At 62.7% G+C, this 26,993-nt stretch carries 22 protein-coding genes and 2 pseudogenes; 20 read left to right on the forward strand and 4 right to left on the reverse strand.

The features are described from left to right. Positions 1–391: 391 nt before the first annotated feature. Together ACT2FV_RS18950 and ACT2FV_RS18955 are read left to right on the forward strand one after the other, a co-directional pair. A complete protein-coding gene (locus tag ACT2FV_RS18950; RefSeq protein WP_444504599.1) occupies positions 392–724 on the forward strand; it encodes a hypothetical protein in 333 nt (110 codons plus the stop codon). A gap of 823 nt (positions 725–1,547) precedes the next feature. Beyond that, a complete protein-coding gene (locus ACT2FV_RS18955) occupies positions 1,548–1,751 on the forward strand; it encodes a hypothetical protein (protein ID WP_059599832.1) in 204 nt (67 codons plus the stop codon). Positions 1,752–1,833: 82 nt separating this feature from the next. Here ACT2FV_RS18955 and ACT2FV_RS18960 read toward each other — a convergent pair whose 3' ends face one another. Beyond that, positions 1,834–2,634, reverse strand: coding sequence for a cystine ABC transporter substrate-binding protein (locus tag ACT2FV_RS18960; RefSeq protein WP_059599833.1), 801 nt, complete (start codon positions 2,632–2,634; stop codon positions 1,834–1,836). A 357-nt stretch (positions 2,635–2,991) separates the two neighbouring features. On the opposite strand from ACT2FV_RS18960, the gene ACT2FV_RS18965 reads away from it, so the two are divergent. From ACT2FV_RS18965 to ACT2FV_RS19010, 10 genes and pseudogenes are all read left to right on the forward strand, one after another. Then, positions 2,992–6,171 carry a type VI secretion system Vgr family protein gene (locus ACT2FV_RS18965; protein ID WP_444504600.1) on the forward strand — a complete coding sequence of 1,060 codons (3,180 nt, stop codon included), beginning with the start codon at positions 2,992–2,994 and terminating at the stop codon, positions 6,169–6,171. A 51-nt stretch (positions 6,172–6,222) separates the two neighbouring features. Next, the gene (locus ACT2FV_RS18970; protein ID WP_444505435.1) at positions 6,223–10,767 is read left to right on the forward strand and encodes an RHS repeat-associated core domain-containing protein; all 4,545 of its coding nucleotides are present in this window, start codon (positions 6,223–6,225) and stop codon (positions 10,765–10,767) included. A gap of 7 nt (positions 10,768–10,774) precedes the next feature. Then, a complete protein-coding gene (locus ACT2FV_RS18975; RefSeq protein ID WP_124627982.1) occupies positions 10,775–11,278 on the forward strand; it encodes a DUF4265 domain-containing protein in 504 nt (167 codons plus the stop codon). Positions 11,279–11,300: 22 nt separating this feature from the next. Beyond that, a pseudogene (locus tag ACT2FV_RS18980) lies at positions 11,301–11,402 on the forward strand (RHS repeat-associated core domain-containing protein); the annotation flags it as partial. 126 nt (positions 11,403–11,528) lie between these two features. After that, the gene (locus ACT2FV_RS18985) at positions 11,529–11,861 is read left to right on the forward strand and encodes an HNH/ENDO VII family nuclease (protein WP_444504601.1); all 333 of its coding nucleotides are present in this window, start codon (positions 11,529–11,531) and stop codon (positions 11,859–11,861) included. Continuing rightward, entirely contained in the window at positions 11,852–12,301 is a 450-nt protein-coding gene (locus ACT2FV_RS18990; protein WP_226118221.1) for an SMI1/KNR4 family protein, read from the forward strand. Before ACT2FV_RS18985 ends, ACT2FV_RS18990 begins: the two co-directional genes overlap by 10 nt. Then, a pseudogene (locus tag ACT2FV_RS18995) lies at positions 12,300–12,392 on the forward strand (RHS repeat-associated core domain-containing protein); the annotation flags it as partial. The gene ACT2FV_RS18990 and the pseudogene ACT2FV_RS18995, both read left to right, overlap by 2 nt. Before the next feature lie 208 nt (positions 12,393–12,600). Beyond that, on the forward strand, positions 12,601–12,858 hold the full coding sequence (locus ACT2FV_RS19000; RefSeq protein ID WP_444505436.1) for a hypothetical protein: 258 nt from the start codon (positions 12,601–12,603) through the stop codon (positions 12,856–12,858). Beyond that, positions 12,855–13,280, forward strand: a complete 426-nt coding sequence (locus ACT2FV_RS19005; protein WP_226118220.1) for an SMI1/KNR4 family protein — start codon at positions 12,855–12,857, stop codon at positions 13,278–13,280. The genes ACT2FV_RS19000 and ACT2FV_RS19005 overlap by 4 nt, the downstream gene beginning before the upstream one ends. A 569-nt stretch (positions 13,281–13,849) precedes the next feature. Beyond that, complete coding sequence (locus ACT2FV_RS19010; RefSeq protein WP_226118219.1) at positions 13,850–14,167, forward strand: DUF7716 domain-containing protein; 318 nt, start codon at positions 13,850–13,852, stop codon at positions 14,165–14,167. 92 nt (positions 14,168–14,259) lie between these two features. Here ACT2FV_RS19010 and icmH read toward each other — a convergent pair whose 3' ends face one another. The 3 genes from icmH to tssJ form a co-directional block, all read right to left on the reverse strand. Further along, positions 14,260–15,042: a type IVB secretion system protein IcmH/DotU gene (gene icmH / locus ACT2FV_RS19015; RefSeq protein WP_059510562.1), complete on the reverse strand. Its 783-nt coding sequence runs from the start codon at positions 15,040–15,042 to the stop codon at positions 14,260–14,262. Continuing rightward, positions 15,039–16,385: a type VI secretion system baseplate subunit TssK gene (gene tssK / locus ACT2FV_RS19020; protein ID WP_059682129.1), complete on the reverse strand. Its 1,347-nt coding sequence runs from the start codon at positions 16,383–16,385 to the stop codon at positions 15,039–15,041. The genes icmH and tssK overlap by 4 nt, the downstream gene beginning before the upstream one ends. A 103-nt stretch (positions 16,386–16,488) precedes the next feature. After that, complete coding sequence (gene tssJ / locus ACT2FV_RS19025; protein WP_124905093.1) at positions 16,489–17,100, reverse strand: type VI secretion system lipoprotein TssJ; 612 nt, start codon at positions 17,098–17,100, stop codon at positions 16,489–16,491. Between the two features lie 377 nt (positions 17,101–17,477). Here tssJ and ACT2FV_RS19030 point away from each other — a divergent pair, with 377 nt between their 5' ends. The 8 genes from ACT2FV_RS19030 (at position 17,478) to tssH (ending at position 26,991) form a co-directional block, all read left to right on the forward strand. After that, a complete protein-coding gene (locus ACT2FV_RS19030; protein WP_175816766.1) occupies positions 17,478–18,113 on the forward strand; it encodes a tetratricopeptide repeat protein in 636 nt (211 codons plus the stop codon). A gap of 44 nt (positions 18,114–18,157) precedes the next feature. Beyond that, positions 18,158–18,673, forward strand: coding sequence for a type VI secretion system contractile sheath small subunit (gene tssB / locus ACT2FV_RS19035; protein WP_044845930.1), 516 nt, complete (start codon positions 18,158–18,160; stop codon positions 18,671–18,673). A 15-nt stretch (positions 18,674–18,688) separates the two neighbouring features. Beyond that, positions 18,689–20,179, forward strand: coding sequence for a type VI secretion system contractile sheath large subunit (tssC, locus tag ACT2FV_RS19040; protein WP_039320274.1), 1,491 nt, complete (start codon positions 18,689–18,691; stop codon positions 20,177–20,179). A 70-nt stretch (positions 20,180–20,249) separates the two neighbouring features. Next, entirely contained in the window at positions 20,250–20,753 is a 504-nt protein-coding gene (locus ACT2FV_RS19045; RefSeq protein ID WP_006477093.1) for an Hcp family type VI secretion system effector, read from the forward strand. A 62-nt stretch (positions 20,754–20,815) separates the two neighbouring features. Continuing rightward, entirely contained in the window at positions 20,816–21,301 is a 486-nt protein-coding gene (tssE, locus tag ACT2FV_RS19050; RefSeq protein ID WP_059465243.1) for a type VI secretion system baseplate subunit TssE, read from the forward strand. 77 nt (positions 21,302–21,378) lie between these two features. After that, positions 21,379–23,214 carry a type VI secretion system baseplate subunit TssF gene (gene tssF / locus ACT2FV_RS19055; RefSeq protein WP_124905091.1) on the forward strand — a complete coding sequence of 612 codons (1,836 nt, stop codon included), beginning with the start codon at positions 21,379–21,381 and terminating at the stop codon, positions 23,212–23,214. Further along, positions 23,178–24,278 carry a type VI secretion system baseplate subunit TssG gene (tssG, locus tag ACT2FV_RS19060; protein WP_059607866.1) on the forward strand — a complete coding sequence of 367 codons (1,101 nt, stop codon included), beginning with the start codon at positions 23,178–23,180 and terminating at the stop codon, positions 24,276–24,278. The genes tssF and tssG overlap by 37 nt, the downstream gene beginning before the upstream one ends. Before the next feature lie 43 nt (positions 24,279–24,321). Further along, a complete protein-coding gene (gene tssH, locus ACT2FV_RS19065) occupies positions 24,322–26,991 on the forward strand; it encodes a type VI secretion system ATPase TssH (RefSeq protein ID WP_444504602.1) in 2,670 nt (889 codons plus the stop codon). Positions 26,992–26,993 lie beyond the last annotated feature (2 nt).

The raw sequence follows: 26,993 nt of genomic DNA on the forward strand, positions 1-26,993 counted from the left end.
GACGTTCGTCTTCATCATCCGCGGGCGCACGAGTATGTTCACAAGCTGCGACTCCGCAAGACCACATAGTCAAGGCAACAATCACCGCTGCCGGTCGGACAGTGTCTAGTGGTTCTCGGGTTGCTATCCCGTCTTTGCGAATCTTTCTTCGTCATCAACTGGAACTGCGCAACGCATGCAACGAGGCATTCCGATTACCGGAGCGCCTTGACGAATCGCGAGCGTGCCGGTTGGAGTTGCGTCGCGGGGACAGCCGTTACGCGCGTCCATGCGCGTAAACGAGATCTGAATCGGTATCCAAGTCAGCCTACACTTTTCACGACGTCCGGGGCGTGGACCGACGGAGCAACTGCGTTTAAGCGAATGCGACGGGTTCGGTAAGGAGTATGACGTGAAGAAAGCTGCCGGGTATGCGATTGATGCGATTTTGATAGTTGGTATCGTCACGTTTTTCTATTTCGTGGCGTTTCGCCGTGAAATTCACCAGTCGGCATCGACGTCTAATATCAGGAACGCTGCATTTGCGATCACGCTCGCGTCATTTGCCATCCTCCCATTTCGCGCCAAACGCCCCCCATCTTTACTTCACTTCATCCAATTCGATGCGAAAGGGAGGCCGAGATCGAACCTTGCCATGCCCCTGATGTGCTTTGTTCTTTCGATCTTGATCGTCCTCGCGTTGATTCGGTTGATCGTGATTGGTTTTGAGCAGGCCGCAGTGTGAATGAAATTTTTTACACGACGGAGGTGGAGCGCGCGCTGATATATCAAGCTGTCCCTGCTTGACGTATATCGGCGCGTTTTCAATCGATGTCACGATGCCCGTCGGATATGGCTGAGAACACCGTCGAATTCGGTATTTTGGTAACGCGAAATTTGCGTAAGTGATTGAGTTTGCTTGATCGTTCGAGTGCTTTGTAAGCATCAGGTGGCGGGTTCGAGTCCTGCGACTGCTCCAAATTGAACGAAGGGCCGGGAGATTTTTTCTCCCGGCCCTTCGTCGTTTCAGCGCCGCGAGCCGACAAATCTGACGCGGGGACACGGGGCGCATGGCAAGCCCGCTTCAGCGCATTTCAGCGCATGCATGTGTGGACACGCGCATGCGGGATTTCTCGACTCGGTGCCGTACATTTCCTGGCCGGCCCGCGCCGCGCTTATCAGGAGCGGCGCATTCACCCGGTTGCAATGCCGCTCCAAGCGATGCCTTGGCGCCGCAGCCAGTCTTCCAGGCAATGCCTGCAAACGACCAATCTGCCGTCGGCGATGAGCGTGGTCGTCGGTATCGGTCGGCCAGATGTGCGCCCCTGCTTTGCTGTCACGGCCGCGTCACGATGGCCCAATAACGTTGCACGTCCCTGCCGTGACGTCCGCATCCAGCGGATCCGATGACGTCGCACCGCTCAGGGAGCGGCTGGCTCCTCGCGACGACGTGCCCTCGTCGCAAACGGCCGCGCATTTTCGCATTCACATGCCTTCGGGCCATTTCATCAAAAGAGACGATCGACGCCGGTTCGAACCGGATCGCGGACGATCAGGAGACAAGGACCATGCTGAGTCCGCACGAATTCTCGATGCTGCTGCGCATTGCCCGCGCACCGGACAGTGTCGACCCGTCGAATCCGGCGTTCGCCGTACTCGTCGAAAAGCGGCTGGTCGACGATACGCAGGTACGTGTGAGTGCGGTGGCTGCGCGCCCGGCGCTGACGCCGATCGGCCAGATGCTGCTTGCGCGCTTCGACGAAGCGGCTTGAGGGGAAGGGAAGAGTAATGCAGTTGCGCGTCACGCCTTCGCCGCAGCGAAGGACGTGACGCAACGCAAGCGCGGCGAACCGCTTACTGCGCGACCGGCACCGTCACGTCGCTGCCGAACCAGTGCATCGAGATCTTCTTCAACGAGCCGTCCTTGCGCAGCGACTCCAGCGCATCGTTGATCGCCTTCTCGAACTTCGGATTGCCCTTGCGGAACGGGATCGCCATCTCCTGCTTGCCGCCGTTCAGCACCGCGCCCGAGCGCAGCGGCAGGTTCGACGTCTTGATCATGTACGGCAGCATCAGGCGGTCGTCGAGCGTCGCCTCGATCCGGCCCGCGGCGAGGTCACGCAGCTTTTCCGGCGCGCCGGGATACGTCTGCACCTCGATGCCCGGCACGCTGCGTGCCATCTGGTCGTAGTTGGTGCCGAGCGTCACGCCGAGCTTCTTGCCCTTGAAATCCTCGAGCGACTTGAAGTTGCGCGTGTCGTCCTTGCGCTGAATCAGCTGCGCTGCCGAGTACGTGTACGGCTCGCTGAAGTCGAGCGCTTCCTTGCGCTGCGGCGTGATCGTGACCTGGTTGACGATCACGTCGAACTTGCCGGCCTGCAGCCCCGCAATGATCCCGCTCCATTCGGTCGGGACGAATTGCGTCTTCACGCCGAGCTTGCCGGCAACGGCATTGGCGACATCGACGTCGAAGCCCTCGAGCTGTCCCGACGTGCCGCGCGAGTTGAACGGCGGATACGTGCCTTCGAGGCCGACGCGCAGCACGCCGGCTTTCTTCACCGAGTCGAGCAGGTCTTCCGCATGGGCGGCAACGGCCGTGAAACCGAGGGCCGACGCGAGCAGCAGGCCCGACAGCAGGAACTTCGAACGTTTCATCGCAGATCTCCAGTGTTCAGTGTGGTAATCGAGCGCCGGGCATCGGTCGTGCCCGGACTGGGCCGGAATACGGGCACGTAGACACTACTCGCAACCGGGCCGCGCCGGAAGTCGAATTGGCCCTGATTGCATCGATTTCAGCGGGCGATGGGCGAGCAGTTCGGCGTGACGTCATGGCGCGTACGTGTCGAACAAGCGTTCGAACGGTTCGACCGGGCCGCTCGGAATACGCTTGAAAAACTCTTTTAAATCAGTTCATTTTTCGGAGTCTCGCAGTAATTTGTCTGTAAAATCGCGCGAGCGAAATCGCATAGCGCGCCATCCGAGGGCGCGTCAAAAGAAGAAAAGGCCGTTGCCATGAACATGCAGAACACTGTTGCCGCATTGCGCGGCGGGTTGCTTCAGCAGGACCGGCTGCTGAAGCTCGATACGCCGCTGGGCCCGAATGTGCTGACCGTGCAGCGGGCGGTCGGCCATTCGCGCGTCGGGCGTGCGTACGAGTTCACGCTCGACGTGCTGTCGACCGATAGTGATCTGGAACTGAAAAAGCTGATCGCGCAGCCCGTCACGTTGTGGATCCAGCAGGGCGATCGCAGCTACCGGCCGATCAACGGATACGTCCACACCGCGCGCCGCCTTGGCGCCGACGGCGGGCTCACGACCTATCAGCTTACGTTCGCCGATTTCACGCATTTCCTGAAGTTCCGTCGCGACCAGCGGCTCTGGAACGATACGACCGTCGATCAGATCATCAGCGATGTGCTGAACAAGCATCCGCAGGCGCAGGGGCATTTCCGGTTCGCGCTGTCGAAACCGCTGCCGAACCGGTCGTACACGCGCCAGCACGACACCGACTGGCATTTCGTGCATCGGCTGATGGAAAGCGAAGGCCTCTACAGCACATGGCAGCAGGCCGACGACGGCAAGTCGCACACGCTCGTCATCACCGACAACCTGCAGGCGTTCGCGCCGCTGTCGCCCGAGACCGTGCGCTTCTACCGCGGCGGCGCGGCGAGCGAAGCCGACGCGTTCACGCAATGGTCGGGCTCGCGCACGCTGCAGAGCGTGACGCGAACGACACGCACGTTCGACTACAAGAATCCGTCGCAGCCGTCGAACCCGAAGGGCACGACGCTGCCGACGATGAGTGGCCAGGGTGAATTGCCCGACCAGCTCGAAGTGTACGAGTACACCGGTGCCTACACGTATCTGGACCAGACGCGCGGCGACCATCTGACGAAGGTGCGGATGGAGGAATGGGAGTCGCAGGCAAAGCGCTTCCATGGCGCGGGTGGCGTGCGCGCAATCGATGCGGGCCGGCGCTTCACGCTGTCGGACCATCCCGAACATGATCGCGATCCGGCGGACCAGCGCGAATTCGCGGCGATCGGCGTCGAATGGTGGATCGAGAACAATCTGCCCGTGGCGAGCAGCAGCGCGGACTTTCCGTACAGCCTGCGCGACGCGCTGATGCAAGCGCAGGAAGGTTACGGTGCCGATCCGGCGTTTCGCGTGCCGCATGACGATGGTTCGGTCGGCTTCTATCTCGTCGAGGTCGAAGCGCAGCGCGTGAGCGTGCCGTATCGTAGCCCGTTCGAACACGAGAAGCCGAAGATGCATCTCGAGGCGGCGATCGTCGTCGGGCCGCAGGGCGAGGAAGTCTATACGGACGAGCTGAACCGGATCCGCGTGCAGTTCGTGTGGGATCGCCTCAATCCGGGCAACGAGAACGCGTCGTGCTGGGTGCGCGTCGTGCAGTCGGATACTGGTGGCGGCTATGGCGGCGTGCATGTGCCGCGCATCGGCGAGGAAGTGCTGATCGACTACGTCGGCGGCGACTGCGACCGGCCGCTCGCGGTCGGCCGCGTGTACAACGGCGCGAACCAGCCGCAGTGGCATAGCGACGGGATTCTGTCCGGATATCGGTCGAAAGAGTATTCAGGCAGCGGCTACAACCAGCTCGTGATGGACGACGCGACCGGGCAGAACCGCGTGCAGCTGATGAGCAGCAGCGCGAACAGCCTGCTGCATCTCGGCTACATCATCGACCAGAACGGCAATTCGCGCGGATCGTACCTGGGCAGTGGCTTCGATCTGCGCTCGGACGCATACGGCGCGGTGCGGGCGAGCCAAGGGCTGTACGTCACCACCCATCCGAAGGCACCGAACAGCCAGCCGCTGGACGTGAAGGAAGCGCAGCAGCAGCTCGTGACGGGCGAGAGCCTGGTCGAGGCGATGTCGGGCGTGAGCGAACAGCATCAGGCGGAAAGCCTGAAGGACGCTCAGGACACGATGCGCGCGTTCACGGACGCGACGCAGGACAGCGCATCGGGCAGCGCGTCAGGCGGGCGCACGGCGGGCGGCGGCACGGGCAACGCGAACGCTTTCAAGGAGCCAGTGATGCTGTTCGGCAGCCCGTCGGGAATCGGGATGTCGACGCAGCAGTCGCTGCACCTGGTCGCGAACGATCACGTGAACGTCGCGAGCGGGCAGAGCGTGCATGTCGCGGCGGGCAAGTCGCTGATCGGCAGCATCGGGCAGAAGCTGAGCCTGTTCGTGCAGAACGCGGGGATGAAGCTGTTCGCGGGCAAGGGCAAGGTCGAGATCCAGGCGCAGTCGGACAACGTCGAGGTGACTGCGCAGAAGGCGGTGAAGGTTGTGTCCGCAACTGATCGGATCGAGATCGCCGCCGATCAGGGGATTCTGTTGACGAGCGGCGGCGGGTATATCCGCATCAAGGACGGCAACATCGAGATTCATACGCCGGGCGCGGTTGATGTGAAGGGCGCATCGCATACGTTCGCGGGGCCGGCGAGCATGGGTTATCCGTTGCCGAGCTCGCGGCCGGATCAGCCGGGGCAGCTCGAACTGTTCCACAAGTACGTGAACGGCGAGGCGGTCAAAGGCGGGCTGTTCACGGTGAGAGACGTGAACGGCGCCGTGCTGAAGAAAGGCGCACTCGACAACAGCGGCTATACGGTTGTGAGCGGTTTGCCGCCGGGGGCGGTGCGCGTCGAGTTCGGCAAGGACCCGCGCGAGTCGGATCAGCCAGCGAACTATTTCAAGCAGGTGAAGTGGCCGGCGGAGCCCGTGCAACCGTCGCCGGAGGCCGCGCAGGCGGCAGCTAGCGGGCAGCTCGCGAGCCAGCTGCAGGGGATGGCGCCGGCCGCGACGACAGCAGCAATGGGGCTGGTGAGCGGCGGTGGCGCGGGTGCTGCCCTTGGCGGCCTCGCCAGTTCCGCATTGCCGGCTGCGGCGACTGCGTTGGGTGGGGCCGGAGCTGCGTCGGCGTTGCAGACGGCGTCGAGCCTGAGCGGTGCGGCGAAGCAGGTGGCCGGGATGGTGCAGGCCGCACGTCAGGGCGGCCTTGCCGCGCTGGCCGCGCCGGCGGCGAATGCGGCGTCCGGGGCTTTGCAAGGCGCATTGCCGGGCGTCGCGAGTATCGCGGGCAAGGGCGCCACGACCGTGGCGTCGGCCGCAGGCGCGACGGGCATGAAGCTGCCGACGAGCGGGTTTGGTGGACCGCTGAAATCCTGAGAGGGCGGCATGTCAGCCGTCTTGAAAAAAACGAATTCAACGAAGAACGACATGGCACAACAACTTCCACCGGGCGCTGAGAAGGAACAGGCTGTTTCCTGGCTCAGCGATATTTCGCCGAAAGACGTGGCGGCGGGGGGCGACCGTTTCAATAAGTGGTTGCTCAAGATCAGCGGCAATCACATTTCGTTCGAGGACCTCAAAACCGTCGCCAGTGCGGTGCCGATCATCGGCAACCTGATGGCGTTCTACGATGCAGTGTGCGACATCGTGATGATCGTCGAGAAGCGTCACGCCGATCTGCTCGATTACCTTGGACTCGCGATCAACCTGATCGGGGTCATTCCGGTGCCGCCGCCGCTGGCATCGTTTCGCCTGTCGGCGCGACCGTTGTTGGCGCTCGTGCGCAATCAGTTGCTGGTGTCGCGCGGCAATCTCGGGGCCGCGATCATTAACGTGCTCATTACGCACGTCAACGCCGCGGCCGCGACGGAAATCGAGAACTTCCTGAAGACTTTGCAGGAGGTTCTAGTCGACTTGCTGAATGACTGCGCGGCCAAGGCGCAGGAGTTGATGGTCGGTATTGCCAGCGGACTGGAGCTTGCCCTCAAAGGGCAAATTTTCGACAGCAGTGCGAACGTACGACGTACACAGCAGATCGCGCGGAAGATGGACGAGCGATCCTGGTACAACCCGATGATCGTGGTCGATGCGTTCGAGTACGGTTACGAAGGTTCGATCGCGTTAGGGAAGGAAGCCGGGAACGCGACGGTCGGGACCGCTGCGAGGCTTGCGCCGGATTCGTGGCTTCAACCGTTTCGCGATATCGTCGCGTTCCTGAAGACCGAAGCACCGAAAGTCGCGAAGGCAATCCGCGATCTGAATGGCAGCGAAGAAGGCAAGATGCTTTGGCTGATCGCGCAAGTGATCGAGGCCGTGGCGAGGGTGCGTGCGGGCGGCAAGCTTCGTGAAAAGAGCGCTGACGTGCCACCCGGCGGCAAGGGAAGGGCACGGCATGACCGCCCGCAGGAGCCGGTGGGTGCGACCGAACAGCATGTGCATCCGGAAGGTGCTGGCCAGAGCCCCTGCAAAAGTTGCGGGATTGGCGCGTCGACCGGATCGATCGATTTTGCTTTCGGCGATGAGACGTTCACGCATACGGACTTTGAACTGCCCGGCGCATTGCCGCTTGTCTGGGCGCGTACTTATCGGTCACGCCTGTCTGCATATGACACTCGGGAACTTGGCGCGCGATGGATTACGCCGTACACGACGCGCATCGATGTCGAAGGCGATACATGGTTCTACCGTGATGCCAGCGGCCGCAGCATTGAATATCGCGCGCTGGCAGCCGGAAGCGTGCATGACGATCTCTCGGAAAACCTGACGCTGTCGCGACTAGACGATACGTGGGTGACGATCGCATACGGTCACGACGAGTTGCACGTATACGAACGGCGCGGCGACGCGTTCCGGCTCGCGATGCAGAAAGATCGCGCGGGCAACACGATCACGCTCGACTACGATGCGCGCGACCGCGTGGCGCGCCTGATTGACGCGAATGGCAACGTGCTCTCGTTCGAGCACGACAAGCAAGGTCGGATCGTCCTGATCGAGCAGGTGATCGAGGATGGCAAGCGCCGCACGCTCGCAAGTTACGCCTATGACGAAGCGGCCGATCTCATCCGTGCAATCGATAGGCACGGCAACGCGTGGAACTATCAGTACGACCGACATCTCGTGACGCGTTATACCGATCGCACTGGCCGCGGGATGTCGCTTGAATGGGATGGCGCGGACGCTGACGACAACGCGAATGCGAAATGCGTGCGTGAGTACGCGGACGATGGCAGTCTCGATATCCGTCTTGCGTGGCACCCGAACATTCGATTGACCTACGTGACCGATGCGCTCGGTCAGACGACCCGTTATTACTTCAACATCAAGGGCTACGTTTATCGGATCGCCTATCCGGATGGAAACGAAGAGTGGTTCAGGCGCGACGAGCACAACAATCTGACGTTGCATATTCTCCAGGACGGCAGCGTCGAGCAGATGCGTTACGACACGCGCGGTAACCGGACGTGGCACGAGCGCGCTGACGGCAGCATTGTCGAAATGGCATATGACGACAAAGATCAGATGATCCGGCTCGTCGATCCGAATGGGCATGTCTGGCAGCGCAAGTACGATGATGCTGGCAATCTCGTCGAGGAAATCGATCCGCTCCAGCACGCTACGAAGTACAGCTATAACGACAAGGGACTGCCGACACAGATCACCGATGCCAAAGGCGGATCGAAGGCACTCGAATACAACTCCGCCGGGCAATTGACCAGCTACACGGACTGCTCCGGAAAGAAGACGGCGTGGCGCTACGACGATATAGGGCGTGTGATCGAGAAAAAGGACGCGTCCGGTGGCGTCGTTGCTTATGCATATGGCCCGAACGGCCGGTTGACGGCGATTCGTTCGCCAGCCGGTGTCGAACATGTGCAACACGATGCCGAAGGGCGATTGCTCGCTCATACGGATCAGCTCAATCGGTCGACGCGATATGCCTACGATGCGGTCGGTCGCATTGCGAGTCGCGCCGATGTGCTCGGGCAGACGGTTGCGTATCGTTATGACCGTCTCGGCCGCTTGTCCGCGCTGACCGATGCGAACTTTGCGACGTATCAGTTCCACTACGATCCGGCAGGTCGGCTGATCGAGGAAATCGGCTTCGACGGCAAGTCGACGCGTTACCAGTACGATCCGGACAGCGGCAGTCTTGTTTCGATCGATGAAGCGGGCTGCCTGACTTCGGTCGAAATCGATGCAAATGGCCGTCTGCTGAAGCGTGTCGCCGGGGAAAGCGAGGAACGGTTTGCCTACGATCCGAGCGGCAGGTTGATCGACGCGGTGAACCGATACAGCCGCGTGCAGTTCTTCTTCGATCCGGTTGGCAATCTCGTGCGTGAACATCACGCCTACGATCTGTTCGGTGACCGGCGCAGCTACGTATGGCATCACGAATACGATGAACTCGGCAACCGGTGGCGTACCGTTCGGCCGGACGGGCATGTCGTCGACTGGTTGCTGTATGGCTCGGGGCATGTGCACGGGATGCTGCTCGACGGCGAGGACCGCGTGCAGTTCGAGCGCGATGATCTTCATCGCGAGACGGTGCGCGTGCTGTCGAGCAAGGTCGGGCAGCGCACGCACTACGATCCGGCGGGACGCGTGTTGCAGCAGTCGATCCAGCGATCGACGTCACCTGCGCCGCTCGCCGAGCGGCGGTATCGCTATGACGCGGCGGGGCAGTTGTCGCGAATCGAGGACAGCCGCAAGGGCGGGACCGACTATCGATACGATCCTGTCGGACGGCTGATCGAGGCGATCAGTCCCATCGCGAAGGAACGGTTTGCGTTCGATCCGGCGAGCAACATCATCGATCCGGCGCGGACTACGGAGACGCCCGCGCCGCGTCCGAGTCCGGTGCGGCCGGACAGCACGTTGCCGGTTGAGGTGCCGAAGGTGCTCGGTAACTTGCTGAAGACGTATGCGGGGATGCACTTCGAGTACGACGCGCGCGGGAATCTCGTGCGCAAGCGCACGCCTGCGGGTGAGCAGGAATACGAGTGGGATGAATTCAATCGATTGCTATCCGCGCGGGTTGCCGAGACGTCGCGGCAGAGTCGCGCGCGGTATTTCTATGATGCGTTCGGTCGGCGTATTGCGAAGGAGTTGAACGGCGAGCGGACGGTGTTCGGGTGGGATGGTGACACGCTGGCGTACGAGAGTGACGGCGAGCGCGCCACGCACTATCTCTACGAGCCGGGGACGTTCGTGCCGCTGGCCCAGTATGTGGCGGAACCGGTCGATGGGATCGTGACGCCGGAGTGGAAGAGTACCGACCGCTATGTGCCGGAGGAGGACCCGCTGCAGCAGGTGCCGGAGCGGCGTGGTGATGCTGCCCTGTTCTATTACCACTGCGATCAGATCGGGACGCCTCAATTGATGACGGATGGCGACGGTGATGTTGTGTGGGAAGCGTCGTACATGGCTTGGGGCGAAGCGCGGGAAGTGATCGCGCGGGCGTCGAAGGCGGCGGGGATCGTGCCTAAGAATCCGTTGCGGTTTCAGGGGCAACAGGTTGATGCGGAAACGGGGTTGTACTATAACCGGCATCGATATTACGATCCGAGCAGTGGACGGTTCATCTCGAAAGACCCGATCAGGCTCGCCGGTGGCATCAACGTCTATCAATACGTACCCGCGCCAACCGGATGGATCGATCCGCTTGGGCTAGCGCGCATCCCGGCGTCTGTCAAACAGAAGGTTGCTCAGGAGAATAAAGACTTCTTTGGAACGGAAAAGTGCGAGTGCTGTGGCACCGACGTGATTCCTGGCCAAAAGAGTCAACGCGGTGTCACACCTCCGGCGAACGAACGTCAGTTCGACCACGTCGAACCCGACTCGCTGGGTGGGGCGAACAACGAAAAAAACACCCAACTGCTCTGCCGTAAGTGCAATCGTGGCTTCTCGAATAAGCTGAAGGAAAATTTCAAGCAACTCAACCGTTTGGGGCGCAACCCCTGCGGAAACGAATAGGATCATCATGCCAGGCTTCGCAAAAATCGTGTTTCGTCTGAAGACTGACGCTGACGGATATCCGCCCGTTGGCTTCGAATCACTGTGGGGGGGGGCTCTTGGCGAGAATTCCTACGTGATCGACAACGTGCCTTACTACATATGTGGGGTGAGCAAAGGTGATACGGTCGTGACCGAGGAGATTGACGGCGAACTTGTTGCCGCTGGAGTAGTTGCTCGGGGGGGGCACTCGACCCTCCGGGTATTTGCGGAGGATGATGTAACCAGAAAGGCAATTGTCCAAAACCTCACGCAACTTGGAGCACAATGCTCAGTAACCGACGGGTTATCGCTCTTTGCAGTTGACATTGCTGCTGATGTCGAATTTCAGAGAATCGACGCCTTCTTGGCTTCACAATGCGATGGCGAGCACGTTGCCTATGAGGATGCATGCCTACAGCACGCGGGAATAGACAGCATGCGAACGGAAGAGTGTGCGTCACTAGCGACGGTACCATTGCGGCTCAATTAGCACGGGCAATTCCGTTGCGTGAGATACGGGCTTACACAATAACTGGCATCGGTATTCCGATCCCAGCACCGGGCGCTTCCTCTCGAAAGACCCGATCGGGCTCGCGGGCGGTATCAACGTTTATTAGTACGCGCCCAATCCAACTGGATGGGTTGATCCCCTCGGCTTGGCGCGTTGCCCTAATAGCGTTCTTGGCCGCAAGGTCAATCAAGACGACTCCTTGATTGACGCGACCACTCCCATCATTCAAATGAGCATCAATCAGAAGGCACTCAATTCGCCTAGCTTCGATAAGCTGAAGGGTATGATCAACAACGGTGCGACGAATGTGGACTTGATGAAAGCGGGCTATGCGCCTTTCGGGCCCGATGGCAATCAGGTAAATCTGCATCATGTGCTTGGTGACGAACCGGGACCAATGGTGGAGCTGTCCGCCGCGACGCATCAAAGGTATTACAAGCAACTTCACGGGTTGATTGACGATGGAGCCAGCTTCCGAAATGATCCAGCAGCCGCACGCGGATATGACCGGTTTCGTCGAAATTACTCGAAACAGAGAGGGGAGAATTTCGGATGTCAATAGATCTCCGCGAGCTCATCGAGCAAAACATTGCTGCTGGGTCGGAAACTATTGTCGCAGGACCCGTTTCGCCAGATAAGGTCCGTAGTGCCGAACAGATGCTCGGCGTCGAATTTCCACCTTCATATACGGCTTTTTTGACCGAGTACGGCGCCCTTGAAATTGACGGTCGCTCGTTCGCGGGGCTTACTTCAAGTGAAGTGGGAACCGCCGGTGACGTTGTCGCGTTCACGAAGCACGCTCGCGAGAACTACGCATTGCCGGAGCGCTACGTTGCTATCGATTTTCAAGATGGCGACGCATTCCTTTGCATCGACACAGAGCAGAAGAGCGTCGATAACGAATCACCTGTCGTGTTGGTGAGTCCGGTCGGCGGACAGCAACAAGGTCCTGTGGCGGCAGATAGTTTGACCGATTACTTGGTGAGGTATTTATCAAACTGAAACGGGTCTGAACTATAACCGGCATCGGTATTACGATCCCCAAACCGGGCGCTTCATCAGTAAAGACCCGATCGGGCTGGCCGGCGTCATCGGTCCCTTGACCAACTGGTCCAGCAGCTCCTTGGGCCGCTGCCTGACGCGCTACGGTTTGCCGTTTCTTCTTCATTGGCATATCCATGACTTTTACACCTCATGATATGCCCCGCCCACGAAATCACGGATAGGTCCAGCCGAGCCCTCGACCGGCTGGCTATCAAAGTCACCACATCATTCAGGATCGTTGGGTTAAAGCGAACGGAATCGAGGGGTACAACTACCGTGAGGCTCCTGCAATCCTCATTCCACAGAACCCGATCCATAAAGCCATCAGCGATAGCCAGAACTCACGTCGTGACAGAATGGTGGCCGCCGGGCAAGACCCGTGGGATACCAGCATCCAGGATCAGTTTAACTACTCGTCGCAAGACATGCGGGCTGCTGGGATCTCGGACGGCTGCCGCAAGCGCGCCTTGAAGAAGGCGTACAAATACTTCGATCAACTCGGAGCCATCAAATGACGGATTTCACCGCGTTGCTGGGCGCGGGCTTTCGCAGAAACGCCCCATCCACCTTGGCGGCAGTCGCGAACCTGGAAACCACCCTGGGCCTCTCGCTTCCATTGGACTATAGGGACTTCCTTGTTTGGGCGGATGGGGGCGAAGGCGATGTTGGTGACCTCTACCTGTCCATGTGGACCGTCGAGCAAGTCGTCGAACTCAACACGTTGTACTCGATCACGACGCGTATGGGCCAAGGCTTCGTGGGCATCGGTACGGACGGTGGGGACTACTGCTTTGCTTTGGATCTCCGGAGCGGCGAACGTTTCGTTGTTGTGCCGCTCGGTGCGCTCGCTGAGGATGAAGTCAAAGCGCTGGCTAGCGACCTCGTGGACGGACTGACCCGCATCCGCGACGGCTACATAACGGGCAACGATCTATAACCGGCATCGGTACTATGATCAGCACTCGGGCAGATTTGACGCTAGCCCACAAAACTGTCCCATTTAAACGTGGAAAATTCCGGCATGACGTTGTCATCAAGACCATGAGGTCATGCCGCGAAGAAGAGCAGTTCACCGAAGAGCAGATCGCTTACGCATCACTGCCACATCGTCGAGACCGGCAATGAAAGATGTACTACGCTGTTTCGGGGTGGGTCAGATTTAGATGAAAACGGTGGGTTAAGACTCGGTGAAAATCAACACTGCGTGATCTGCTCGTCCGGATTGGCTGCGAACGAGAGCGCGGCCAAACAGGGCATGACCAAGATCTATGAAACGATCCGCTACCAACCCTGAAGGGCACTCCGACGCGGGAAATTAGATGCGATCTAGAGTGGCGGCACTGCGTCCGTCCATTGCCGACAGCCAGCGCCGAGCCAACCTCGAGCATACGAAATTGGCATAATCACGCCTCGCCGGCACGAGCGCCGCAACGCCGGCACGCTCGTGCAACTGTCGCATCTCAGCTCGGGCGTATTGATTCCAGTCCCGTTACCACCGCACCACCCATGTCGACCACCATCACGACCACCGCGTCGCTGAAACACATTCTCGAGCAACCGGGCGATTTCTCCGGATGGCTCTGCCTGCCACCGATGCCGTGGACGCTCGACACCGAGGGTGCATTCGCCGACGGCGCAGACGCCCCAGAAACCGGCACGCCACCCGTCACCGCACCGCAGCCCGGCTGGCGCGTAACGCTGAACAGCACGACGATCGAAGACATCGTCATCAACGCGCACGACCAGGTCGACGAACCGAGCATCGCGCAATTGTTCGACGCGTTCGTGTACTACGTCGAAAACGACGAATTCATTCTGCTCTGACGGCGCATCCCGCACGCCACAGTAAAAAAGGACCGCCGGGCGGTCCTTTTCCACGAAGCAGCAGCCGCGTTAAAACGACGACTCAACGCCCCTCAAGGCAACGAAATCGTCAAATTCGCCGACTCCGGCCCGACCTTGATGACCTGCGAATAAGGCGCCAACGCCTGCAGCGTCTTGTCCTTCAGATAGGTATTGAGCCCGAGATACCCGAGCAGGGCCACAAGCGCGAACACCGCCCCGATCGCCCAGACCGGCACCTCGCGCTTCAACCGGTGCGCGATCTGATCCGGCAGCGGCCAATGCGGAGCGAACGCGGCGCGCTTGCCCTTCATGTGCGCAATCTCGTCCCCCAGCCGCGCGGTGAGGTAAGCGAGCTTCTCAGGCCCTTCGAGCAGATACTTGCCCTGGAACCCGAGCAGCAGGCACATGTGAAACACCTCGAGCGACTGCAACCGCGCCGCGCCCTGCGCCCGACATTCCTCGAGATACTGAAAGAATTTCTCCCCCGCGAGCTGCTCGCCGAACAGCACGAGTTGCAGCGGCCGGCGCTCCCAGTCGGTGCGGATCTTGAACTGCGATGACAGCACCATCTCGTCGACGGCCGCGCAGTACGCGAACTTCGCGCCATACACGTCCTCGGCCGGAATGTTGAGCTTCTTCGCGCCGCGCTCGAAATCCGAAAGAAACTCCTGGATCTTCGTACTGAACTCGCTCGCGCTGTCGGGCTCGCGACCGTTCTTGAGCAGGAACAGCATGAAGAACCCGTCGTACAGCAGATCGAGCAGCGAACGGGCCTGGAACGCGGCGTCGGTCGATGCCGGGGTATGCAACGGAGCCGGCGTGTTGTCGCCGAACAGGGAAGGCGCGTAGCTCATGATGTGACCGCGATCAGTTCGAATTTCAGGTCATTGATGCCAGTCGGCGCGTAGATCATCGCGGACTGGGCCTGCAGCATGCGCTCGTACAGCGCGCCGCGCGAATCAAGCTGGAAATAGCACGCACCGGGTCGCACCGGAATCGCGGGCGGCACTTGCGGCATGTACGACAGCCGCACGCCCGGCATGGCCGACAGCACCAGCTTGTCGACGTCATCCGGCGCGCCGACCTTGAAGCGGGCCGGCACCGCGTCGATGAGCTCGACGTTGGGCATGTCCGCGGACACGGCCAGGTAGAACTCGGTCTTGTCGTCGATCTTGCCCGAATCGAGGCGGCCGAGGTGGAACGACGGACGCACCTCGTCGAGCGTGATCGCAAAGTAGCGCGTCGAGATCACGGTGTCGAGCAGTTCGCGCAGCATCAGGTCGAGGCGCGCGAAGCTCGGCCCCGGATCGTCATGGCGATACACGGGCAGGTCGGCAAGCGTGTAGCCCTTCGAAAACGTCATCAGCTGGCCCGCGAGGCGCAGCAGCTCCTGGAATAGCCGCTCCGGATGCAGCGCCGCATGCTGGTGCAGGTGCGCGAGCGTCGCGAACGCGGCGTTTGCGGTGTGCAGCAGCCAGAACGACGCGATGTCGCCCGAACGGAATTCGATGATGTTCTTCGACGGCTCGCGGTGAAAGCCGTACAGTGCGTTCACCTTCGCCTGCAGCGCGTCGACGAGCTGGCGCAGCCGCTGGTGCAGGATCGGCGAAGCGTCGATCGCGAGGCACGGCGGCACGAAGCTGTCGTCGATCTCGAAGCCGGACGTCGCGGTGCGGCGCACGCGCACGAGCGGCACCGACAGCAGCTGGTCGCGCGGCTCGCTGTGCGCGATCAGCTTGACCTGCGTCTTGAGGAACGTGATGTCGGCTTCGGCGGCGTCGGTGAAGTTGTCGGCAACGCTCGTCTGCTCGCTGACGAAACGCGTCATGAAGCCGGCGGCCGGATCGTCGCTGTAGTTGGTGCCGTTCTCGCGCAGCGGGTGCAGCGCGAGATAGAACACGAATTCGTTGATGCCGTCGGGCAGCGTGTCCAGCGCGATCGGCGGCGGCAGGTCGTCGGCTTGCGGCGCGGCATACAGCGCGCCGTCCGGGAACACGAGCGCAAGCTCGGCCACGCGCAGCACGTTGCTGCCGAGCGCATCGCGGTCGATGCGCACCGAGCGCACGCCCCAGTTGTACGGCTGGATCGCCTGGATGGATTCGAACAGGCGCGCCTCGTGATAGGCGTCCTGCCGCTGAAAATGTTGGGGCCGGAGGAACAGCCCCTCCCCCCAAAGCACCTTGGCCGAATAACTCATGTCAAATCCGGTTAATGTCGCGTTGCGATGTAATCGATTTGTTCGTGCCCGAATTAAATCGCCAATTTGTTAACTCTTGTTAATTGACATTCGTGCGTCATGCTTAACCGCAGGTGACCGACGAAAGCAAATTCAGCGGTTGTGAAGGCGCACCCTGTTGCGGTGCGATGACGGAGCCGTCGGTGACCGTCATCGCGCAATTATGCAGGCCGACGATTATGCCGGATTTCTCAGACTTCGCCGGGTCGAACGTCAGTTTCCAGCGCTGGATGGCGGGATCGCGGAACAGTGCGACGATGCCGAATGCCTGCGCTTCGCGCGACACTTTTTCGGTTGCCGTATAGCGCTGGCCCGGAATCAGCGTGATTTCACGCACGTTCAGCAGATCGGTGCCCAGTGCGGCCTTTTCCTTGGTCGGATCGGTGAATGCATCGAACGGCGCCTGCTGGAACGAAGTCGGATCCTTCAACGCGTAGAGCCTTACCACTAATGCGAGCGGCTTGCGATCGTTCGCGGCGTTGAGGTTGGGCGCGGCGGCGAGCGTGAGCCCGATGTTGCGCGGCGGCTTCTGGGCATCCGGCAGTTCGGGCTTGCCGATGCCGGCGGCCTGCATCACGGCGCTCGCGGCGGAGCCGAGCAGCGGGGCGGCCGCGCATCCGGCCAGGAGCGCGCAGGCGATCAGCGGCAGCGCATAGCGAATCATGGACGATCTCATCGTGTTTCCGGCGTACCGCCTTTAACTCCCCTGTCAAAACTACCGGGCATTTCCGCGTTCACCGCGAATGCCGGCTAATCTGCCGTTCAACTATTAAGCACACGTGCGGCGCATTGCGGTTCCGGAATTTTTTTCCGGTGCCCGTGCGCAGCGTTGTCGAGCAAGTAAAACTTGCACATTCCCGTCGATGGAAAAGCCGCCGCCGGGCCGTTGCCGAAGACGTTTCGAGGGGGTAGCGCACGGTTTTAAAAGGAATTACTCTGCACGCAGCGATTGAATTATGAAAAATTGATCGGTACTATACCCGCGCGCTTCTTGCAAAGCAAAAGAACCAGATTCTCAACGATTTTAATACTCACGCGCCGGTGGATATAACGATGAAAGACCGTCTCTTCGCAAAATTGTCTGGGGTAGTGCTGGCCTGCGGCGTGATCGCCGGTTGTGCGAACCAGCCGCCTGCGCCGCCGACTGCCGAGGTGTTCAACAAGTCGCTTGCCGATGCGGACGCCGTTGCGAAGTCGGGGGACCAGGACAAGGCGCTCGGCCTGTACCAGCAGCTCGCGAAATCGGATCCGACGCGCGAGGAACCGTGGTCGCGCATCGCGCAGATCCAGTTTGCCCAGAACCACTATGGCCAGGCGATCGTCGCCGCGCAGGAGGCACTGCAGCGCGACGCGACCGACCGTCAGGCGAAGAGCGTGCTCGCCGTCGCGGGGCTGCGGATCGCGACGCAGTCGCTCGGCGAACTGCGCCAGGATGCTTCGCTCGCGGGCGATGCGAAGTCGGACGCGCAGGCGCTCGCGAAGCAACTGCGCGACACGCTCGGCGAATCGGCGCTGTTCCCGCCGGAGCAGCGGGCCACGAAGACGCGTACGACGCGCCGCGTGATTCACCGTCCGAAGGCCGGCGCGGCGCCGGCAGCCGAGGCAGCCGCAGCAGCAACCACCGCGCCGACGCCGCCGGCCGCACCGCAAAAGGGCGGGGCCGATCCGTTCAGCGCGCTGCGCAACTGACCGCAACTGACGCGATAACCACAACTAACCTGGGAGCCGTCGAGATGGCCAAGAAAGAAAGCATTCAGAAAAGCTTGCAGAAAATACGGCCGCCGCGCGTCCAGCTGACCTACGAGGTCGAGAAGGGCGACGCGATCGAGGTGAAGGAACTGCCGTTCGTCGTCGGGGTCGTCGGCGATCTGGCGGGCCAGTCGGAAGTCGAGCAGCCGAAGCTGCGCGACCGCAAGTTCGTCAACATCGACCGTGACAACTTCGACGACGTGATGAAGGCGATCGAGCCGCGCGCCGCGTTCCAGGTGGAAAACCGCCTGAGCCCGGAAGGCGGCAAGTTCGCGGTCGACCTGAAGTTTCGTTCGCTGTCGGATTTCAGCCCGGACGAAGTCGTCGAACAGGTCGAGCCGCTGCGCCGCCTGCTCGAGGCGCGCTCGAAGCTCGCCGACCTGCGCAACAAGCTCGCCGGCAACGACAAGCTCGAGGATCTGCTGTCCGAGGTGCTGAAGAACACGCAGCAGCTGCAGGAGCTCGCGAAGGGCACCGGCGGCGACAAAGACGGCGAATGACGACGGAGTGTTGAGATGAACCAGCAAACGGCTGCGGCCCAAGCGAGCGGCGCGGAATACGCCGCCGGGACTTCGCTGCTCGACGATATCGTCGAGAAGAGCAAGGTCGCGAAATCCGATTCCGAGCATGCGCGTGCGAAGGACCTGATCGGCGAACTCGTGCACCAGGTGCTCGACGGCACGGTGATCGTGTCGGACAACCTGTCGGCGACGATCGATGCGCGCGTCGCGGAACTCGACCGCCTGATCTCCACGCAGCTGTCCGCCGTGATGCACGCGCCGGAATTCCAGCGCCTGGAAAGCACGTGGCGCGGGATGGACTACCTGGTCAAGGAAAGCAATACGGGCCAGACGATCAAGATCAAGGCGCTGCACGCGCCGAAGCGCGACCTCGTGCGCGACTTCAAGGGTGCGAGCGAGTTCGACCAGAGCGCGCTGTTCAAGAAGGTCTACGAGGAAGAGTTCGGCACGTTCGGCGGCTCGCCGTTCGGCGCGCTGATCGGCGATTACGAGATCTCGCGCCAGCCGGAAGACATGTACTTCATCGAGCAGATGTCGCACGTCGCGGCGGCCGCGCACGCGCCGTTCATCGCGTCGGCGTCGCCGGAGCTGCTCGGCCTCGAGTCGTTCTCCGACCTCGGCAAGCCGCGCGACCTCGGCAAGGTGTTCGACACGGTCGAATACGCGAAGTGGAAATCGTTCCGCGACGCCGAAGATTCGCGCTACGTCGGCCTGACGCTGCCGCGCTTCCTCGGCCGCCTGCCGTTCAATCCGAAGGACGGTCAGACCGCGGAGAACTTCAACTTCGTCGAGGACGTCGACGGCACCGAGCACGACAAGTACCTGTGGTGCAACGCGGCGTGGGCCTTCGCGGCACGCCTGACGGCCGCGTTCGATGACTTCGGCTGGTGCGCCGCGATCCGCGGCGTCGAAGGCGGTGGCCTCGTCGAGGACCTGCCGACGCACACGTTCAAGACCGACGACGGTGAAGTCGCACTGAAGTGCCCGACCGAAATCGCGATCACCGATCGCCGCGAGAAGGAGCTGAGCGACCTCGGCTTCATCCCGCTCGTGCATTGCAAGAACTCGGATTACGCTGCGTTTTTCGCCGCGCAATCGGTGCAGAAACCGAAAAAATACAGCACCGACAGCGCGAATGCGAACGCCGTCCTGTCCGCCCAGCTTCAGTACATCTTCTCGGTATCGCGCGTCGCGCATTACCTGAAGGCGATGATGCGGGACAAGATCGGCAGCTTCGCATCGGCGCAGAACGTGGAGACTTTCCTCAACCGGTGGATTTCGCAGTACGTCCTGCTCGACGACAACGCGTCGCAGGAACAGAAGGCGCAATTCCCGCTGCGCGAGGCATCCATACAAGTGTCGGAGATTCCGGGCAAGCCGGGCTCGTATCGTTCGGTCGCGTTCCTGCGTCCGCACTTTCAGCTCGACGAACTCTCGATTTCTCTGCGACTTGTCGCTGATCTGCCCAAACCGGCAAATTCATAAGCGAGTAAATCGCCCGGGCGGGCCGCCTGGGTAGGACGTTAAAACCACCTCTTTGGGGAGTCGAAGGGCCATGTTACATATGCACTTGCAGTTTGGTAGTCCGGCGGTGAAGGGCGAATCCGCGGACAAAGACCATCAGGGCTGGATCGAGCTGAAATCGTGGGATCACTCGATCGTTCAGCCGCGTTCGGCAACGGCATCGACCGCAGGCGGTCACACGATGACGCGCTGCGAGCACGGCGACATGATTTTCACGAAGGAAATCGATTCGTCGAGCCCGCTGCTGTATCAGCACGCATCGGGCGGCACCACGTTCGATGAAGTGACGGTCCATTTCTCGCGCGCGGACGGTGAAGGCAAGCGCGTGCAGTATCTGGAAGTGAAGCTCAAGTACGTGATCATCTCGAGCATCGCTCCGAGCGTTCGCGAAGAAGGTCTGCCGCTCGAGACGTTCTCGCTGAAGTACGCGGCCGTGCAGTGGAAGCAGACCCAGCAGAAGATCGGCGGCAACCAGGGCGGCAACACGCAGGGCGCCTGGAGCCTGACGAAGAACGACAAGACCTACGCGGTCTAAGGTCGGATGCGGCAACGGGGCGCGCGGCGTCCCGTTGCCGTTTTCGCTGTGCACGCCGGCCGATGAAACGATTCGAACCCAGTTTTCTCGACAAGCTGTTCGACGACGAACCGCATCTGCCGGCCTCGGCCGCGATGCGGCAATTGTCGCTGGACGAGCTGAAGAACACGGTCGCCCGCGACGTCGAGGCGATCCTCAACACCCGTATCGCGCACACCGAGATCGAGCTGGCCGCGCTGCCGGAATGCCAGAAATCGGTGCTGACCTACGGGCTGAACGATTTCGCGGGGCTGAGCCTCGCGAGCCACTACGACCGCGCGTTCATCTGCAAGTCGATCCAGCAGGCCATCGCGCGCCACGAGCCGCGGCTGCAGCAGGTGCAGGTGACGTTCGAGCTGAACGAGCAGTCGACCAACGCGCTGTACTTCGCGATCCAGGCGCTGCTCGTCGTGCATCCGGCCGAGGAGCCGGTGAGTTTCGACGCGATGCTGCAGCCGTCGACGCTGCAGTACTCGGTCACGCGCACGCGCGCGGCCAGAATGCTGTAAATCAAGCCGCCGAGCGGGCCGGACCGCCCGGTGATGGTTCAGGGTCCGGCAGGAAATATTGAGGTTCGGGGTCGTCGATGGAAGAATTGCTGCCGTACTACGAGCGCGAATTATCGTTTTTGCGGCGCTATTCGCGAGATTTCGCGGAACGTTATCCGAAGATCGCCGCGCGGCTCGCGTTGTCCGGCGAGCACTGCGAGGACCCGCACGTCGAGCGGATGATCGAGTCGTTCGCGCTGCTCGGCGCGCGCATCAACAAGAAGCTCGACGACGACTACCCGGAATTCACCGAAGCGCTGCTGGAAGTGCTGTATCCGCACTACCTGCGGCCGTTCCCGTCGTGCTCGATCGCGCAGTTCACGCCGGCTTCGCCGGGCCAGCAGACCGAACCGGTCGTGATCGACCGCGGCACCGAACTGAAGAGTCGCCCGATCCGCGGCGTGCAGTGCCGCTTCCGCACCGCCTATGACGTGACGCTCGCGCCGATCCGCATCTCGGAAGCGCGCTACGTGCCGGTCGCGCTCGCGCCGAGCGCGACGGTGCTGCCGTCCAACGCGACGGGCGTGATCTCGATCACGTTCGAATCGCTCGCGGCGCAGCTCGATCTCGGCGCGCTGAAGGTGCCGACGCTGCGTGCGCACCTGCACGGCGAGCAGTCGTTCGTCGCCGCGCTGACCGACTGCCTGTTCGTCAACGTGCTCGGCGCGTATGTCGAGCCCGAGCGCAACGGCCGCTGGACCGCGCTGCGCAAGCTGCCGATCGCGCAGGCCGGCTTCGACGAAGACGACGCGCTGATCGACTATCCGGCGAAATCGCATCCCGCGTATCGCCTGCTCACCGAATATTTCGCGTTCCCCGACAAGTTCGATTTCGTCGACTTCGACCTCGCGGCGATCGCGCGCGCGTCGGGCCGCTGCCAGCGCGCGACGCTGCATCTCGTGCTGCAGGACGTGCGCAGCGATTCGCACGTCGCGCGGTTGCTCGAGCTGCTGACGGCCAGCCATTTCCGGCTGTTCTGCACGCCGATCGTCAACCTGTTCCGCCAGCACGGCGAGCCGATCCGCATCACGCACCGCGCGGTGTCGTATCCGGTGATCGCCGAGGCGAGGCGCGCGTTCGCGTACGAGGTGTACTCGATCGATTCGGTGAAGCTCGTCAGGCAGCAGGCGCATGAAGAATCGGTGATCGAGTTCCGGCCATTCTATTCGCTGCATCACGGCGAATCGGCGCGGATCGGCCATTACTGGTTCGCGCGCCGCAACGACTGGGTCGCGCAAAAAAGCCCCGGCTATGAAACCGAGATCTCGATCGTCGACATCGACTTCGAGCCGACGTCGCCGCAAACCGACACGCTGAGCCTCGACCTCACCTGCACGAACCGCGACCTGCCGTCGATGCTCGCGTTCGGGCTCGAAGGCGGCGACCTGTTCCAGGAAGGCGGCGCGCAGACGAGCGGCATCTCGCTGCTGAGGCGCCCGACGCAGAGCGTGCGCTTCGAGCGCGGTCGCGCCGCACACTGGCGGCTCGTGTCGCATCTGGCGCTGAACCACGTGTCGCTGGTCGCGCACGGCCTCGCGCCGCTCAAGGAAATGCTGACGCTGTACGACCTGCGGCGCACGGCAGTGTCGATGCGCCAGATCGACGGCCTGGCCGGCGTCGAGCAGCGCGGTGCCGTGCAGTGGCTGCCCGGCAAGCCGTTCGCGACCTTCGTGCGCGGCATCGAGATCCGCCTGACGATCGACGAGGAGCACTTCGTCGGCGCGAGCCTCGCATCGTTCGTGCGCGTGCTCGACAGCTTCTTCGGGCTTTACGTCCACCTCAACAGTTTCGTTCAACTAGTCGTCGTGTCGAAGCGCACCGGCGAGGAGATCATCCGATGCAAGCCCCGGACCGGCGAATCGATCCTGGCGTAGTCGACGCGCTGCTCGACGAGCCGCACCGCTTCGAGTTCTTCCAGGCGGTGCGCGTGCTCGAGGGGCTGTTCGCGCGGCAGGCGTCGGATGCCCCCGGCGCATGGCGGCAGGGCGACGTCGTCGCGCAGCGCATCGAATTCCGCAACACGCTGTCGCTCGGTTTTCCGCCGAGCGAGATCGAGGGCGCGCGCTCGTTTGACGACGACGGCACGCTGCTCGACTCGGGCGAGCAGCGCGGCGCCGCGCTCGCGGCCGGCGAGCTCGGCCACGTCGAGCTGACGCCCGCGTTCTTCGGGCTGCTGGGCGGGCAAGGCGCGCTGCCGCTGCACTACACCGAGCAGATCGTCGCGCGCGAGCACCTGAAGCGCGACCACGCGGCGCGCGCGTTCTTCGACGTGTTCTCGAACCGCGCGACCGCGCTGTTCTACGCGGCGTGGAAGAAATACCGGCTGCCGTTTCATTACGAACTCGATCGCGACGAGCGCTACCTGCCGCTGCTGCTCGCGATCGCCGGCGTGCCGAGCGACGAGGTGCGCGACAGCCTCGCGGCCGGCGCGGGCGGCGTGCTCGACGAGGCCGTTGCCGGCTACGCGCTCGCCGCGCGGCACCGGCCGATGTCGGCCGCGTACCTGCAGCGCACGCTGTCCGATTATTTCCGCGTGCCGGTGAAGATCGACCAGTTCGTCGGCAAGTGGTACGACGTGCCGACCGACCAGCTGAGCGTGCTCGGCGAGGTCAACGCGGTGCTCGGCGCGACGGCGCTCGTCGGCGAACGCGTATGGCAGCGCGACATGCGCGCGCGGATCGTCGTCGGTCCGCTGTCCAAGCGCGACTACGAGGCATTCCTGCCCGGCGGCCCGCAGGCCGTCGCGCTCGAGCGGATGCTGACGCTGCTCGCCGGCGTCACGCTCGAATACGAGGTGAAGCTCGTGCTGAAGCGCACCGAGGTCGGCGCGAGCGTGCTCGGCGCCGGCTCGCGGCTCGGCTGGGACGCGTTCCTCTGCACACGCGACGCGGTCGACGACCGCTCGGACGCCCGCTACGAACTGCACGTGATTCACTGATTCCGAACGACAACAACACGCAATCGAACCTGAGATCGACGCCATGAGCACGCCTCTGAAGACCCTGATCACGAAACTGAATCCGCTCTGCCGGCACGCGACCGAGCGCGCGGCGAGCGCGTGCCTGGCGCGCGGCCACTACGAGGTCGATCTGGAGCACCTGTTCCTTGCGCTGCTCGACGAGGCGACGGGCGACCTGCCGCTCGCGCTGCGCGCAAGCCGTGTCGATCCGCATGCGCTGCGTGCCGATCTCGAGCGCGAACTCACGCGCCTGAAGACTGGCAACACGCGCACGCCGGTGTTCTCCGTGCACCTGATCGCGCTGTTCGAGCAGGCATGGCTGATTGCGTCGCTCGATTCGCAGCTCGGCCGCATCCGCTCGGGGCACCTGCTGCTCGCGCTGCTGACCGCGCCCGATCTCGCGCAGTTCGCGCAGCGCATGTCGTCGCGGTTCGCGGAAATGAACGTGACGGACCTGAAGCACAAGTTCGACGAGATCATGGCCGGGTCGAGCGAGGCCGAGCCGCGCCAGGCCGATGCGGAAGGCAGCGACGTCGCGCCGGCCGCCGACGGCACCGCGCCCGCGGCCGGCCCGTCGAAGACGCCCGCGCTCGACACGTACACGACCAACCTCACGCAGCGCGCGCGCGACGGCAAGATCGACCCGGTGATCGGCCGCGAAGCCGAGATCCGCCAGGCGATCGACATCCTGATGCGCCGCCGCCAGAACAACCCGATCATGACCGGCGAGGCCGGCGTCGGCAAAACCGCCGTCGTCGAAGGGCTCGCGCTGCGGATCGCCGCCGACGACGTACCGCCGCCGCTGCGTGGCGTCGCGCTGCACGTGCTCGACATGGGCCTGCTGCAGGCCGGCGCGAGCGTGAAGGGCGAGTTCGAGAACCGGCTGAAGAGCGTGATCGACGAGGTGAAGAAGAGCGCGCACCCGATCATCCTGTTCATCGACGAGGCCCACACGATCATCGGCGCGGGCGGCCAGGCCGGCCAGAACGACGCGGCGAACCTGCTGAAGCCGGCGCTCGCGCGCGGCGAGTTGCGCACGATCGCCGCGACGACGTGGAGCGAATACAAGAAGTACTTCGAGAAGGATGCGGCGCTCGCGCGGCGCTTCCAGGTCGTGAAGGTCGAGGAGCCGAGCGAGCCGCTCGCGGCCGCGATGCTGCGCGGGATGTCCGGGCTGATGGAGAAGCACTTCAACGTGCGGATCCTCGACGATGCGATCACCGAGGCCGTGCGCCTGTCGCATCGCTACATCAGCGGCCGCCAACTGCCGGACAAGGCGATCAGCGTGCTCGACACCGCATGCGCGAAGGTCGCGCTCGCGCACAGCGCAACGCCGGCCGCGATCGACGATACGAAGAAGCGCATCGAGCGGATCGACGCGGAAATCGCGTCGCTGGAACGTGAAGCGGCCGGCGGCGCGTCGCACGACGAGCGGCTCGGCGAGCTGCGCGGCGCACGCGACACGGCGCTCGCGCAATTGACCGAGGACGAAGCGCGCTATGAAGGCGAGCGCGCGATCGTCGCCGAGATCACCGAGTTGCGCGAAGCGCTCGACAAGGCACGCGGCCCGTCGGAGGACGGCCAGCCGGTCGACGTGCAGGCGACCCGCGAGAAGCTCGCCGAGCGCGTCGCCGCACTGCACGCACTGCAGGGCGGCGAGCCGATGGTGCCGCTGCAGGTCGACGGCCACGTGGTTGCCGAGATCGTCGCGGCATGGACGGGCATTCCGCTCGGCCGGATGGTGAAGGACGAGATCGACACCGTGCTGAACCTGCAGCCGCTGCTCACCGCGCGCGTGATCGGGCAGGACCACGCGCTCGACGCGATCGCGCAGCGCGTGCGCACCGCGACCGCGAACCTCGAGGATCCGAACAAGCCGCGCGGTGTGTTCATGTTCGTCGGGCCGTCGGGCGTCGGCAAGACCGAGACCGCGCTCGCGTTGGCCGACATCCTGTACGGCGGCGAGCGCAAGATGGTCACGATCAACATGAGCGAATACCAGGAAGCGCACAGCGTGTCGGGTCTGAAGGGTTCGCCGCCGGGCTACGTCGGCTACGGCGAGGGCGGCGTGCTGACCGAGGCCGTGCGCCGCAACCCGTATTCCGTCGTGCTGCTCGACGAGGTCGAGAAGGCGCACCCGGACGTGCTCGAGATGTTCTTCCAGGTGTTCGACAAGGGCACGATGGACGACGCCGAAGGGCGCGAGATCGACTTCCGCAACACGCTGATCATCCTGACGTCGAACGTCGGGTCGGCGGCGGTGATGCAGGCGTGCCTGAACAAGCCGGCCGAGGAGCTTCCCGATCCGGACGCGCTCGCCGAGGCGCTGCGCCCGCAGCTGTACAAGACCTTCAAGCCGGCGTTCCTCGGCCGGATGAAGGTCGTGCCGTACTACCCGATTTCCGACGACGTGCTGGCCGAGATCATCGAGCTGAAGCTCGAACGCATCCGCCGCCGCATCGAAGCGAACCACAAGGCCGCGTTCGAGTGGGACGAGTCGCTCGTTGATGCGGTGCTCGCGCGCTGCACCGAGGTCGATTCGGGCGCCCGCAACGTCGACCATATCCTGAACGGCACGCTGCTGCCGGAGATCGCGGGCCACGTGCTCGGCCGGATCGCCGACGGCGCGGCCATCGCGCGCATCGCGGTGCGCGCGGACGAGGCCGGCGAATTCGCGTACACCGTCGAATGAGC

The sequence above is a fragment of the Burkholderia sp. PR2 genome (assembly GCF_052372875.1).
Lineage (GTDB): Bacteria > Pseudomonadota > Gammaproteobacteria > Burkholderiales > Burkholderiaceae > Burkholderia > Burkholderia diffusa.